The organism is Amycolatopsis sp. DSM 110486 (assembly GCF_019468465.1).
Lineage (GTDB): Bacteria > Actinomycetota > Actinomycetes > Mycobacteriales > Pseudonocardiaceae > Amycolatopsis.
Genome location: NZ_CP080519.1, coordinates 3,533,427 through 3,546,520 on the forward strand (window position 1 = coordinate 3,533,427; position 13,094 = coordinate 3,546,520).

Genomic DNA, 13,094 nt, shown 5'->3' on the forward strand with positions numbered 1-13,094 from the left:
ATGACAACGTGGCAGTACAGTGACCCGCTGTGGATCGGCTGGCCGGCGACGAGCTGGAGTTCTGGCACGCGTTCAAGCACGCGGCGGAGTCGGTGCGCGCCCGCGTCGCGGAGGACATCGCGGCGGCGACGGGACTGTCCGATCCGGACTTCGGCGTGCTCACGCGCCTGGCGGACCACGCGGGGCGGCTGCGGCAGAACCAGCTCGCCGAGTCGATGGGCTGGCACCGCAGCCGGCTGTCGCACCACCTGACGCGGATGGAGCAGCGCGGGCTCGTCGAGCGGCAGCCCGCGGACGACGGCGTCGAGGTCCTGCTCACGGAGTTCGGCCGGGCGGAGGCGGAGCGGGCGCGGCCCGTGCACGCCGCCGCCGTGCGGGAGCACCTGCTCGCACCGCTGGACAAGGACGACGTCGCGACCGTGAAAGCGGCGCTCGACCGCCTGCGAACCGTGAAAAAGCCCAGCGATTAACCGATTTGTCGACCCGGTGCGAGGGGCCGTCTCGAAAGGGGCGCGCCGACACGGTGCGGGCGTTCGGGTGTAACGGCCGAGCAGCGATACCCTCACCGTCGTGGGTATCTCGGCGTGGATCTGGTTCGTCATCGCCGCCGTCGCGCTGGTGGCGGGGCTCGGCCTGCTCGCGGCCGACCGGGCCAAGGAAGGCTCGCGCAATCGCGAGCGCATGCGCTGGGCCCAGTTGCGCGGCTGGCAGTTCGTGGAGGAGGACGAGCGGCTGCCCCGGCAGTGGTCGGGCGGCGCGATCGGCTACTTCGGCGCCGACGCGGCCGTGAACGTCGTCGCAGGCTCCACCTTCACCTCCGACGGCCGCCGCCCGGTGTTCATCTTCGACATCGAGTCCGAAGGCCAGATCCCGGCGACGGTCGTGGCCGTGCGCTGCAACAAGACGCACCGCGTGCCGGTCGAGATGTGGCTGTCGAGCGTGCCGTTCCAGCGCGACAACATGCCCGAGATGCTCGGCCCGATCGGCCAGCGCTACGCCTTCGCCGACGACTCCGAAGGCGCCCGCGCGGTCATCACCCAGGAACTCGTCGACGCGGCCGACCAGCTCGGCGGCGACGTCGGCGTCGCGTGGCTCGAGAACGAATGGGTGCTGGCGAGCGTCGTGCCCAACGCCGGGCCGTCCCGGCTCGAACGCCTCCTGCGCGACCTCGGCGAGATCGCCGACATCGTCGACCCCTTCGACGAGGACTACGACACCGGCCGCACCTGGACCCCCGCCGCCGGCACACCCGCGCCCGGGGCAGCTGCCACGGCGTCTGCTTCGGAGCCCCGCTCGGCCACCCGCGCCCCGTCCCCGGCGGACACCCGCGCGACCACCCCGGTCGACACCCGCGCGACGACCCCCGTCGAAACCCGCCCGGCCGACGCCCCGACCCCGCCCGAGCCCCGCACCCCCTCCACCGGCCCGAGCACCTACGGCTCCGTCCCGGCCACCCCGTCGGCGAAACCGGACCCGGACGTCGACGAAGACTGATCACGAACGCGAAAACGGCCGCCCCGAAAGGCGGCCGTTTTTCATGTCCGGCTCAACCCAGCACCTTCAGGCCAGTCTCAACCCAACGGCGCCGTGGAAAACACCACATCCGGCACCACCGGAGTCCCGAACGCCGTCACCCCCACCGACTGCGTCTGCCCGACGCGCGGTGAAACCGAAGTCCCTGTCGAAACCCGTGCCGAAGCCGCGTCCGCCGCGGCGAACTCGCCGCGGAAACCGTTGCTCGACAACGACTGCGTGGTCAGCAGGAAGCCCGAAACCGGCCCGACGTCCGCCGTGGCGAGGTGTCGCCGGCCGACGTCGGAGAAGTCCAGCGAGCCGACGAACCGACCCGTCCCGTGCTGCTCCGAATTGGCCACCAGCGAACCCAGCCCGCCGAAGTCCACGGCGTGGCCGGACGTCCGGTGCACCCCCACGCCATCGCCGAGATCGCCGGCGAAGCGCCCGGCGCCGACGTCGCCGGAGGAATCGGTGAGGACGTCGACGCCGTAGGGCAGCCAGGCGCCCTCCGCTGTGGCAGCACCAAGACCGGAGCCCGGCGAGGAAGACGTGACCCGCGACGAGTTCCCCGCCATCAGCCGCACCGGCGAGCCCGCTCGGAGTTCGTGGCGCTGTGACTGCGAAAAACCGTTTGTCGTTTTCACCGCTGTGAGTGAATCCGAAGGGCCGTAACCGGTGGTGTCGGTCGCCGCCTGCGTCGCGGAAGAAGCCGCCGACACCGGCAACCCCCGCGTCGCCACGGAGGTGTCGCGCACGACGCCCACCGCTGCCGCCGAGGAGTGCACGGAGTGGTCGAGACTGCCGTGCTGCTGCAGGTCCAGCGGCAGGCCGTCGAGGGGAAGAGTGGGATCGGCCAGCGCGGACGCGGGGCCGGCGAGCAGCAGTGCGAGGGGTGCCGCACCGGCGGCCACCTTCGGGAGGTAGCCGGGCATTCGCTGGGTGTGCTTGCCCATGGGCCGGACCATACTTCGCCAGTGGGACAAACGCGACTGCAGGTAGGTTCGCCCCATGACCGTCACCGCCGTGATCACCGGAGCCACCGCGGGCATCGGAGCTCAGTTCGCGCGCACGCTCGCCGCCGAGAAACACGACCTCGTGCTCGTCGCCCGCGACCGGGGGCGCCTCGAGGCGTTCGCCAAGCAATTGGCAGAACGCCATCAAGTCGACACGGAGGTTCTCCCTGCCGATCTGTCCGAAGTAGACGGACGCGCGAAGGTCGAGGAGCGACTCACCGAAAAACCAGTAGACCTGCTGATCAACAACGCCGGATTCGGCCTCTCCGGCGACTTCTGGAAGATCTCCCCCGATGCGCTGCAGCGCCAGCTCGACGTGAACGTCACCGCCGTCCTGCGCCTCACCCGCGCCGCGCTGCCCGGCATGGTCGAGCGCGGCCACGGCGACATCATCAACGTCTCCAGCGTCGCCGGCTTCTTCTCCGGCCGGGGCTCGACCTACACGGCCAGCAAGAACTGGGTCACGTCGTTCACCGAAGGCGTCGCGACCTCACTGCCACCCGGCGTACGGATGATGGCCCTGTGCCCCGGCTTCACCACCACGGAGTTCCACGAGCGCGCAGGCCTGGAGAAGGAAGGCCCGAAGGCGTTCTGGCTCGGCGTCGAGCAGGTCGTGGACGAAGCGCTCACGGACCTGCGCCGCGGCAAGGTGATCTCCGTGCCGAGCCTGCAGTACAAGGCGCTGGTCGCAGTCACCGGCCTGCTGCCACGCGGGGTGCTGCGCCGGCTCTCGGCCGGGTTCGGCAACCGGAGCCGCACGTGAGGTAGGGCTGCCCCCACCCCTACCCGGCGAGCTGGCACCAGGGTGCGAACCGCCTTCGCTGCCTAGCGTTTTCCCCATGACGGATGAGGCAGTGCGGCTACAGGCCGTGCGGAAGGACTACGGCCGGGTCACCGCGCTGGCGGGCGTCGACCTGGTGTTCCCGCGCGGCGGGTTCACCGCCGTGATGGGGCCTTCGGGCTCGGGCAAGAGCACGTTCCTGCACTGCGCCGCGGGCCTCGACCGCCCCACCGCCGGCTCGGTGCACCTCGACGGCCAGGACCTCGCGAAGCTGTCGGAGACGCAGCTGACGAAGCTGCGCCGCGACCGGATCGGTTTCGTGTTCCAGGCCTTCAACCTCCTGCCCGCGCTGACGGTCGAGCAGAACGTCGTGCTCCCGCTGCGCCTGGCCGGCCGCCGCGTCGACCGCAAGGTGGTGACGCGCATGCTCACGCACGTCGGCCTCGCCGACCGGCGCCGGCACCACCCGGGCGAGCTGTCCGGCGGCCAGCAGCAGCGCGTGGCCATCGCGCGGGCGCTCGTGGCGCGCCCGGCCGTGCTCTTCGCCGACGAGCCCACCGGCGCCCTCGACACGCGCACCGCGGCCGAAGTCCTTGCCCTGCTGCGGGATTCCGTGCGCGGCGAGCTCACCGTCGTGATGGTGACGCACGACCCGGTCGCCGCCGCGCACGCCGACCGCGTGGTCTTCCTCGCCGACGGCCGCGTCGCCGGCGAGCTCGCCCACCCGACACCCGACGCCGTCGCCGCACGCATGACTCACCTCGGCGCGTGGGCCGGCGCTGTCGCGGTCGGTGGTGCGTGATGTTCCGGCTCGCGCTGCGCACGCTTCGGTTGCGCAAAGGTGGTTTCCTCGCGACGTTCGTGGCCGCGTTCCTCGGCGCGGTGATCGTGTCGGCGTGCGGTGGCCTGATGGAGACGGGCATCCGCGCCGACGCGCCCCCGCGGCGGCTGGCGGCCGCGCCGATCGTCGTGGCGGGGCAGCAGGAGATCCGGCTGCCCAAACGCGATCCGGGCGAGGGCAAGCTCAAGACCGAAGCTGTCGCGCTGCCGGAGACCGTGCGCCTGGATCCGGCACTGGCCGACAAGATCCGTGCGACGCCCGGTGTGTCCACCGTGGTCAGTGACGTCAACGTTCCCGTTGCGCTGCCGCAAGGACCGGCAACCGGCCACGCGTGGGATTCCGCCGTTCTCACGCCGTTCACGCTCACTTCCGGCCACGCTCCCGGCGACGGCGAGATCGTCGTCGCCGACGTGGCCGCGAAACCCGGCGACACCATCCAGCTCGCCGCCCGTGGCACCACTGGCACCTACCGGGTCGCCGGCGTCGCCACCGCGTCGACGACCACGCCCACGATCTTCTTCACCGCCGCCGAAGCCGCGCGCCTGGCCGGAAACCAGGTCGCCGACTTCGGCGTGTTCACCAACGAAGACCCCGTCACCGTCGCCGCGCGCCTGAATCTCGGCGACGGGGTCGTCGCGCTCACCGGCGACGACCGCGGCCACGCCGAGTTCCCGCAGGCCGACGCCAGCGGCACCAACCTCGTGGTCCTCTCCGCCGTCTCCGGTGGCCTCTCCGTGCTCGTCGCACTCTTCGTCGTCGCCAGCACCTTGGGCCTCGCGACGCAGCAGCGCCGCCGGGAATTGGCTCTGCTGCGCGCAATCGGCACGACTCCGCGTCAGCTGCGCCGGATGGTGCTCGGCGAAGCCGTGGCGATCGGCCTGCTCGCGATCGCCGTGGCCGCCGCGCTCGGCCCGCTGCTCGGCCGCTGGCTCTTCGGCCGTCTGACGAACGCCGGCGTCGTACCCGACGTCGTGCGCTTCCACCAAGGCTGGCTGCCGATGGTCGTCGCCGCCGGCGCGACACTGCTCGCCGTGGTGCTCGCGGCCGTGGTCGCGGCCCGGCGCGTGAGCCGGATCCGGCCGACGGAGGCGCTGGCCGAGGCCGCTGTCGAACGCCGGTGGCTCACGCCGTTGCGGCTGATCGTCGCCGTGCTCTGCTTCGGTGGTGGGACGGCGCTCGGAATCGTGACGCTCGCGGTGATGACCGGTCCCATCGCGGCGAGCACGGCGGGACCCGCGGTGATGCTGTGGGCGATCGGCGTCGCGGCGATCAGCCCCGGCGTCACGAAGCTCATGGCGATGCTGCTGCACGCGCCGGTCCGCCTGCTCGGCGGCGTCACCGGCTGGCTGGCGATGGCCAACACGCGGGCCGCGGCCACGAAGGTGTCGGGCGCGGTCACGCCGATCATGCTGGCCGTCGGCATCGCGACCGCCAACATCTACCTGCAGACGACCACACAAGCCGTGTCGCAGCAGGCCTTCACCGAAGACCTGCGCGCCGACGCCGTGGTCGCCGCCCCGGCCGGCGTCAGCCCCGAGCTCCTCCGGCGCGTGCAGGACGCACCGGGCGTCGTCGCCGCGTCGGAGTACGTGACCAGCACGGTCTTCGTCACCGCGCCCTACGACGACAGCCAGGACGACGACGGCCACGCAGCCCTCGGCCTCACTGCCGGCAGCGCCGCGCAGACGACGTCGACGAAGGTCGCCGCAGGCAGCCTCGACGCGCTCACCGGCGACGCCGTCGCGTTGCCCGCGAGCGTGGCCACGGAGCTGCACCGCGGAGTCGGCGACGTCGTCACGCTCCGCCTCGGAGACGGGCACGAGGTGACCGTTCGCGTCGTCGCGCTCGTCGACCAGCGCGCCGGCTTCGAGACGCTGCTGTTCCCCGCCGGCCTGCTCGCCGCCCACACCACCGCGGGCCTCGCGCCGCAGGTGCTCGTGCGCGCCGCACCCGGCGTCGACCAGGCGCGGCTCACGACGAGCCTCACCACGGCCACCGCCGGCCAACCCGTGTCCGTCGGCGACCGCGAGTCGCTGCTCGCCGCCCACGCGACCGGTGACGCGGTTGGCGCGTGGGTCAACTACCTGATGATCGGGATGATCATCGGCTACACCGTGATCTCCGTGGTGAACACGCTCGTGATGGCCACCGCGCGCCGTCGCCGCGAGTTCGGTCTGCAGCGCCTCGGCGGCTTCACGCGTACGCAAGTGCTGCGCATGGCGGGCGTCGAAGGCGGACTGATCGCGACGATCGGCGTGGTGCTCGGCACGGTCGTCTCCGCGGGTGCGATCGTGCCGTTCTGCCTGGTGGCCACGGGTTCGCCGCTGCCGACCGGGCCGATCGGGATCTACCTCACCGTGGTCGCGACCGCCGCCGTGCTCGCGCTGGTGGCGTCGCTGGTGCCCGCCTGGGTGGCCACGCGGGCGCGGCCCGTGACGGCCGTCGCGCTCGGCGAGTGACGAGCGGGCTTGTCGGTGGCGTGTGTAAGACTCTCGGCCGTGGCGTACCCCGGGTTGGATCAAAGTGCGAAGCTCGAACTGGCCAGGCTGGTCAGCGAACTGGCCGTGGTGCACGGCAAGGTGACCCTATCGTCGGGCAAGGAAGCCGACTACTACGTCGATCTCCGCCGGGCGACCCTGCACCACGCGGCGGCGCCGCTCATCGGGAAGCTGCTGCGGCAGCTCACGGCCGACTGGGACTACGTCGCCGCCGGCGGCCTCACCCTCGGCGCCGACCCGGTCGCGCTGGCGATGCTGCACTCCGCCGCGAGCGACGGGATGGTGCTCGACGCCTTCGTCGTCCGCAAGGCGGTGAAGGAGCACGGCATGCAGCGCCGCATCGAGGGCGTGGAGGTGCGCGGGCAGCGCGTGCTGGCCGTCGAGGACACCTCGACCACGGGCGGCAGCGTGCTCACGGCCATCGAGGCGCTGCGCGAGGCCGGGGCGGTCGTCGCGGGCGTCGCCACGGTGGTCGACCGCGACACGGGTGCACGCGAGGCCATCGAGAAGGAAGGCCTCGAGTACCGCTACCTGCTGAACAAGGACGACCTCGGCCTGAGCTGAGCGCGATTCTCGGAGATCACCGAGAATGCGTGCGTGACGAACACCCCCTCGCCGGTGTCCCCCTGGTGGAAGGGGGTGCCGTGACCACGACGGAGCTCGACGACGCGACGCTGGTCGGCCGCGCCCGCGACGGCGACGTGCGGGCGTACGAACAGCTCGTGCTGCGCTACCAGGCGCCCATGTTCCGGCTCGCGGTGAAGATGCTCAACCACCGCGGCGACGCCGAGGACGTGGTGCAGGAGGTGTTCCTCGGCGCGTGGCGCAAGCTCGCGCAACTGCAGGACGACAGCGCGTTCGTCGGCTGGCTCTACCGCAGCACGGCGAACCGCTGCCTCAACGTGATCCGCGCGCGCCGTCCGCAGGCCGACGTCGACCTCGAGCTGGCGGAGTCGCCGCGCATCGACGGGCAGCCCGAGCACGCGGCGCAGGTCAGCGGGCAGCTCGAGGCGCTCAACGCGGCGTTGCAGCAGCTCACGCCGCCGCAACGCGTGTGCTGGCTCCTGTGTGAGGTCCACGGCCGCTCCTACGACGAGATCGCCGAGGTCGTCGGGGTGAACGCCGCGGCCGTCCGGGGCCGCATCGCCCGGGCTCGGGCGCAGCTGGCGGAGGTGATGAAGCCGTGGCGGTGAACGAGACCGGCACAGATTACGAACTGCCGTGCGGCCGAGACCTGGACGCGCTCTGGGACCGGCTCGACTCGGTCGACGCGCACGAGGCGACCTGCCCGCACTGCGGAACCGCGCGCGAGAGCCTGCTGGCCCTGCGTTCGGCGACGGCCGAGCTCGTCGCCGAGCCCGATCCGGTGCCACCGGGCCTGGTGGGACGCATCATGTCGGCCGTGCGGGCCGAGGCGCGGCGCGGGCAGATGCTCGACCTGCCGACGCCGGAGCCGGGCCGGGTGGAGGTGAGCGAGGCGGCTGTGGCCGTGGTGCTGCGCTACGCCGCCGACTCCGCGGGTGACGTCCGGGCCCGCCGCTGCCGCGTGCGCACGGTCGGGATCGCTTCCGACGGGGGTGGGATCGTCGAGGTCGAGCTCACGCTCGCGGTGCGGCTGGGGAACGTCGACGGTGCCGAGACGTTGGCCCGGGTACGCGAACGCGTCACGGCCGCGGCCGCGGCGCGCGTCGGGCTGACGCTCGCGAAGCTGGACCTGCTGGTCGAGGACGTGTACGAGGACGGGGAATGACGGGCGATGCCGAGTACGTGATCGCGGACCCGGTGGTCGCGAGCGTCGCGGCCCGGGCCGCGCTCGACACCCCCGGCGTCGTGCGGCTGGAGCCGGGCCTGCGCGGCCTCGTCACGGCGTGGACGCGGGCGGCGCGCGGGCGGTGGCAGGGGCTGGATCCGGCGCCGATCGACGGCGTGCGCGTGCGCGGCGTCGAGGGTGGGCTGTCGGTGGAAGTCGACCTGGTGACGTCGGCGTTCGACCAGGCCGCCGCCGTGGGGCGGGCGGTGCAGCGGTCGGTGACGCGCGTCGTGGCCGAGCAGACGGGGCTGGCAGTCCACGCCGTGGTGGTGTCCATTGTGGATATCGAGCTGGAGCGCCGGTGAGCGTCGCCGACGGCATCGTCGCGGCGCTCGCCGACGTGGAGGGGCTGCGGCCGGCGGTCCAGCGGAGTTGGGGTTCTGCGGTGGACTTGACGCCGGGCGCGGTGCAGGTCCGGCTGATCGCCACGCGCCTGCCGCTGCCGCCGTTGCTGGCGCGCGCGGCGGCCGTGGTGCGGCCGGCGCTGGCGGACACGGAGTGGGCGGGCGCGACGCTGCGGCTGATCGTCACCGACGTCGACGCCGGCGCGTTTTCCTGAGCGCTGTGCTTTCCTGAGCCCCGCGTCACACAATCGGGTCGTGACGATCACCGGGCCGTTGTGTCGAAGCGGTGACGGGGCAGGAAAGCCTTGTCCCGCCTCGCTTCCCAACCTACTGAGGGAGAAGTTCGATGACTGCCGCAGAGAAGACCGTTGACCTCGTGGTGGCTCCTGGCCTCGTGACCGACCAGGGCACTACGACGATCGCCGACGTGGTCGTGCAGAAGATCGCCGGCCTCGCCACGCGTGAGGTGCCGGGCGTCCACGCGCTGGGCGGCGGCGCGGCGCGGGCGCTGGGCGCGCTGCGCGACCGCATCCCGGGCGCGTCCGCGAGTGCGGGCCAGGGCGTGGCCGTGGAGGTCGGCGAGAAGCAGGCGGCGGTGGACCTGGAGATCGTCGTCGAGTACGGCGTGCCGATCGCGGACCTCTCGCGCCAGGTGCGACGCAGCGTGATCGGCGCGATCGAGCGCATGACGGGCCTGGAGGTCGTCGAGGTGAACATCAACGTCGGCGATGTGTACATCCCGAGTGCGGACGAAGAGCCCATCACGAGTGATCGGGTGCGCTGAGGGACCTTTCCGGCGCGGGGCTCGTACCCGGAGTGACCACTCCGTTACCCCTCGGGTGAACGCGTTGCTCCCCTGGGTGGAACATCACAGCGAGTGAGGAATTTTCGCCCGCCGGGGCACGGTTACCGGAGTAACGTCGCTGGTAGAAGCCGGGGGAAAGGGGGCGGTGGTGAGCGCTTCGGTTGCGCATTTCCTCGCCGACGTGACGGTGGCGGTGCACATCCTCGCCCTCTTGTTCATCGGACTCGGCGGTTTCCTCGCGTGGCGCTGGCCGCGGGTCGCTCTCGTGCACGTGTTTTTCGCGGCCTGGGGCGTGCTGGTGAACGTCACCCCGGTCCCGTGTCCCCTGACCGCGGCGGAGAACTTCTTCCGTCACCAGCAAGGACTTGGTGACCTGCCGGGCGGGTTCAACGCCTACTACCTGTACGACACGGTCGTACCGCGCTCGCTGCTGCCGGCCGTCGCCGTGATTGCCTTGGCCCTGGTGATCTTCTCGTACGTCGGCGCCTACCACCGCTGGCGCCACCGCCACGACGACACTCCGGCTCACCGCGTCCGCCTGGGCTGAGCGAGAATCGTCACTCGTGACGGAAGATCCCGAGGCCGGGCCCACCGAGTGGGTGGGTCGTGAGCCGGTTGGTGTGGGTCCGTGGGTGGGCGAGTGGCCTTCGGATCCGCGGTACGACCCTGAGCTGCTGGAGCACGGCGATCGTCGGAACGTGGTGGATGCGTACCGGTATTGGCGCCGTTCGGCCATCGTGTCCGATGTGGATGCTCGGCGGCATCCGTTCCACGTGGCGATCGAGAACTTCCAGCATGACCACAACATCGGGACGGTTGTTCGGACGGCCAATGCCTTCGCTGCTGCCGAGGTGCACATCGTGGGGCGCCGGCGGTGGAACCGTCGCGGGGCGATGGTGACGGATCGGTATCAGCATTTGCGGCATCATGAGGATGTTGCGGGGTTGGTGTCTTTCGCTGCTTCTGCCGGGTTGGCCGTGGTGGCGGTGGACAACACGCCTGGGTCGGTGCCGGTGGAGGTGGCTTCGCTGCCGCGGGAGTGTGTGCTGCTGTTCGGGCAGGAGGGGCCTGGGCTGTCAGAGGAGGCTCAGGCTGCTGCTTCGATGGTGGTGTCGATTGCGCAGTTCGGTAGTACGCGGTCGATTAATGCCGGAGTTGCGGCGGGGATTGTCATGCATGCTTGGGTGAGGGAGCATGCGGATTTGTCTCGGTCTTGGTGATTCCGGCGGAAAACTCCGATTTCAGTGTTACGACGGTCTGGACCACGTGGCAGGGCGGAAGACTCGCCTTGACGCGTGGTCCAGACCGATAGCCGCCGGCGCTGCGAACGGGGCCGCGGCGGCGCCGGCTGGTCAGCTGGCTGGGCTCAGTTTGTCAGCGCTGGGCCGGAGCCGGAGCGGAGACACCAGTGCGGCGCTGAGCGGGAGCCGGTGCGGAGACGCCGGTCCGACGCGTGGGAGTAGCCGCACTGCCGCGCTGCGCCGGAGCGGTGACGCCGGTGCGGCGGGTGGCCTCCGGTGCGGTGCCGCGCTGAGCGGGAGCCGGTGCGGCGACGCCGGCCCGACGCGCGGGAGCAGCCGCGCTGGCGCGCTGGGCCGGGGCGGAGACGCCGGTGCGGCCGGCAGGGGCCGGTGCCGCCCGGCGCTGGACCGGAGCAGCCGTGCCACGCGGGGCGGGGGCGGTGCCGCGTTCGGCGGGCGCGGGCGCGGCGGTGCGCTGAGCGGCAACCGGAGCCGGAGCGCCGGCGGGCGCCGCGTTGGCGGCCGGGCCGAACAGCGCGAGCGCGCCGCAGGCGGCGGCCAGGCCGATGAGACCGGAAACGGTGAGCTTCTTGGCGTTCATGATGTTCTCCCCGACTGTCGAGTGGATCTTGCGCACCACCGAACGTAGGGGCGGGTTGTCAGGAACCGGTTTCAATCGGGTCAGGCCGGGATCAGGGGGCGCCATCCTGCGCGAACGGGCAGAATCGCGGGTATGAGCGTCGACCGGGTTGGGCGGGCGGCTGCGGCGGAGCGCGCCGTGCGGGGGCGGCACCTGCGGCGCGTCTGGGGCGTGCCCGGGACGGTGCTGGGGCGCAGCGGCTGGCCGCCGACCGCCGGGCAGCGGCTGCACTGGCACTGGAACTACTGGTGGCAGGCACATTTGCTGGACAGCCTCGTCGACGCCCAGCTGCGCGACCCCCAGCCCGAGCGCGCGAAGGTGATCGGGCAGTTCGTGAAGTCCGTGCACTTGCGCAACTTCGGCAAGTGGATCAACGACTACTACGACGACATCGCCTGGCTCGGCCTTGCCCTGCAACGCGTCCGCGCGCTGGGCCTGTCCGATGTGGACCGCGCCATCTCGGACATCGACGCCCAGCTCCACGAAGGCTGGACCGACGACGCCGGCGGCGGCATCTGGTGGCGCCGCGGCGACACGTTCAAGAACACCCCCGCCAACGGTCCCGCTGCCATCTTCCACGCCCGCGAAGGCGACATCACCCGCGCGCGCGACCTGACGAAATGGCTCACCGACACCCTCGTCGACCCCACAACCGGCCTCGTCTGGGACGGCCTCCGCGTCGACACCGGCGAACTCGCCAAGCACATCTTCACCTACTGCCAAGGCGTCTACCTGGGCGCGTGCCTCGAACAGTCCGATGTGGAATCCGCCTCGCGCACCGTCCGCGCCATCGCCGGCCACCTCGCCCCCGGCGGCATCCTCCGCGGCCAAAACGGCGGCGACGGCGGTCTCTTCGCCGCCATCGCCGCCCGCTACCTCGCCCTCGCCGTGCCGCACCTGCCCACCCCGGAAGCCGCCACCGCCCGCACCCTCGTCCTCACCACCGCGGACGCCTGCTGGTCCGGCGCCACCCCGACGCCCTCCGGCCCCCTGTTCAGCGCCGAATGGGCCAACCCCGCACCTTCAAACCCGCCACCCCCCGACGCCCCCGAACGCGACCTGTCCGTCCAAACCGGAGCGTGGATGCTCCTCGAAGCCGCCGCGACGCTCGCGTAACCGCCGTCGTGCTACACAGACTGCTGTGACCCCGCCGCTGGAGGCCGGCTTTTGGGCGGAGCGATCATCGATCGAACGTCTGACGATGGCCTTCCTTCCACCACAACTTTCCGCGACCTGCGGCAACGCTGATCTCGCCCTTGAACCTGACTGCGGCAACTCGCTCCTAGCCATGCCTCTCTCCCTTGTGTGCAGCCACTTTCAGCGAGTTGGCCCCAGTTGTCCACAGGCGCCCTGAGTTGTGGACAACTAGCACCCTTTGGGCCCTGACCAGCCGTTTTCGTCAGGTTGCCCCGGTAGAATGGGCATGGGAGCGCCCCCCAGGGAGGGTGGGGGTTGTCTGTCGGGGGTGGGCCCTGCTGCAGCAAGGGAAAATGGTCTGGCAGGAGCTTGTGGAGCGCGGTGCCGGGGCGGTCGGGTGCGGCCGCGGGGGCGTGGAGAGCGAAGTGCGGTGGGGGCGAAGGTAAAGCCGTCGACGCCGGCAAGTGTC

At 71.6% G+C, this 13,094-nt stretch carries 15 protein-coding genes and 1 pseudogene; 14 read left to right on the top strand and 2 right to left on the bottom strand.

Annotated elements, in window-relative coordinates; translation table 11 throughout:
* Positions 1-29 precede the first annotated feature (29 nt).
* Positions 30-470 (top strand): MarR family winged helix-turn-helix transcriptional regulator, encoded by a 441-nt coding sequence (locus K1T34_RS17095; RefSeq protein WP_220245246.1) that lies wholly within the window; start codon positions 30-32, stop codon positions 468-470.
* A 100-nt stretch (positions 471-570) separates the two neighbouring features.
* Positions 571-1,230: pseudogene (locus tag K1T34_RS17100) on the top strand (hypothetical protein); the annotation flags it as partial.
* 341 nt (positions 1,231-1,571) lie between these two features.
* Here K1T34_RS17100 and K1T34_RS17105 read toward each other — a convergent pair.
* A complete protein-coding gene (locus K1T34_RS17105) occupies positions 1,572-2,468 on the bottom strand; it encodes a hypothetical protein (RefSeq protein ID WP_220245247.1) in 897 nt (298 codons plus the stop codon).
* Positions 2,469-2,523: 55 nt separating this feature from the next.
* Here K1T34_RS17105 and K1T34_RS17110 point away from each other — a divergent pair, with 55 nt between their 5' ends.
* From K1T34_RS17110 to K1T34_RS17160, 11 genes are all read left to right on the top strand, one after another.
* A complete protein-coding gene (locus K1T34_RS17110) occupies positions 2,524-3,291 on the top strand; it encodes an SDR family oxidoreductase (RefSeq protein ID WP_220245248.1) in 768 nt (255 codons plus the stop codon).
* Between the two features lie 76 nt (positions 3,292-3,367).
* On the top strand, positions 3,368-4,111 hold the full coding sequence (locus K1T34_RS17115) for an ABC transporter ATP-binding protein (RefSeq protein ID WP_220245249.1): 744 nt from the start codon (positions 3,368-3,370) through the stop codon (positions 4,109-4,111).
* The gene (locus K1T34_RS17120) at positions 4,111-6,609 is read left to right on the top strand and encodes an FtsX-like permease family protein (RefSeq protein WP_220245250.1); all 2,499 of its coding nucleotides are present in this window, start codon (positions 4,111-4,113) and stop codon (positions 6,607-6,609) included. Before K1T34_RS17115 ends, K1T34_RS17120 begins: the two co-directional genes overlap by 1 nt.
* Before the next feature lie 39 nt (positions 6,610-6,648).
* The gene (pyrE, locus tag K1T34_RS17125; protein WP_220245251.1) at positions 6,649-7,212 is read left to right on the top strand and encodes an orotate phosphoribosyltransferase; all 564 of its coding nucleotides are present in this window, start codon (positions 6,649-6,651) and stop codon (positions 7,210-7,212) included.
* An 80-nt stretch (positions 7,213-7,292) separates the two neighbouring features.
* A complete protein-coding gene (locus K1T34_RS17130; protein ID WP_220245252.1) occupies positions 7,293-7,841 on the top strand; it encodes an RNA polymerase sigma factor in 549 nt (182 codons plus the stop codon).
* Positions 7,832-8,398, top strand: a complete 567-nt coding sequence (locus K1T34_RS17135) for an Asp23/Gls24 family envelope stress response protein (RefSeq protein WP_220245253.1) — start codon at positions 7,832-7,834, stop codon at positions 8,396-8,398. The genes K1T34_RS17130 and K1T34_RS17135 overlap by 10 nt, the downstream gene beginning before the upstream one ends.
* A complete protein-coding gene (locus K1T34_RS17140; protein WP_220245254.1) occupies positions 8,395-8,763 on the top strand; it encodes an Asp23/Gls24 family envelope stress response protein in 369 nt (122 codons plus the stop codon). Before K1T34_RS17135 ends, K1T34_RS17140 begins: the two co-directional genes overlap by 4 nt.
* Positions 8,760-9,017 carry a hypothetical protein gene (locus K1T34_RS17145; RefSeq protein ID WP_220245255.1) on the top strand — a complete coding sequence of 86 codons (258 nt, stop codon included), beginning with the start codon at positions 8,760-8,762 and terminating at the stop codon, positions 9,015-9,017. The genes K1T34_RS17140 and K1T34_RS17145 overlap by 4 nt, the downstream gene beginning before the upstream one ends.
* A gap of 131 nt (positions 9,018-9,148) precedes the next feature.
* On the top strand, positions 9,149-9,586 hold the full coding sequence (locus K1T34_RS17150) for an Asp23/Gls24 family envelope stress response protein (RefSeq protein ID WP_220245256.1): 438 nt from the start codon (positions 9,149-9,151) through the stop codon (positions 9,584-9,586).
* Between the two features lie 169 nt (positions 9,587-9,755).
* Positions 9,756-10,154, top strand: coding sequence for a DUF2784 domain-containing protein (locus K1T34_RS17155; protein ID WP_220245257.1), 399 nt, complete (start codon positions 9,756-9,758; stop codon positions 10,152-10,154).
* Positions 10,155-10,170: 16 nt separating this feature from the next.
* A complete protein-coding gene (locus K1T34_RS17160) occupies positions 10,171-10,827 on the top strand; it encodes an RNA methyltransferase (protein WP_220245258.1) in 657 nt (218 codons plus the stop codon).
* A gap of 154 nt (positions 10,828-10,981) precedes the next feature.
* On the opposite strand, the gene K1T34_RS17165 is transcribed toward K1T34_RS17160, so the two are convergent.
* Complete coding sequence (locus tag K1T34_RS17165) at positions 10,982-11,449, bottom strand: hypothetical protein (RefSeq protein WP_220245259.1); 468 nt, start codon at positions 11,447-11,449, stop codon at positions 10,982-10,984.
* Positions 11,450-11,581: 132 nt separating this feature from the next.
* Here K1T34_RS17165 and K1T34_RS17170 point away from each other — a divergent pair, with 132 nt between their 5' ends.
* Positions 11,582-12,604 carry a glycoside hydrolase family 76 protein gene (locus K1T34_RS17170; protein WP_220245260.1) on the top strand — a complete coding sequence of 341 codons (1,023 nt, stop codon included), beginning with the start codon at positions 11,582-11,584 and terminating at the stop codon, positions 12,602-12,604.
* Positions 12,605-13,094 lie beyond the last annotated feature (490 nt).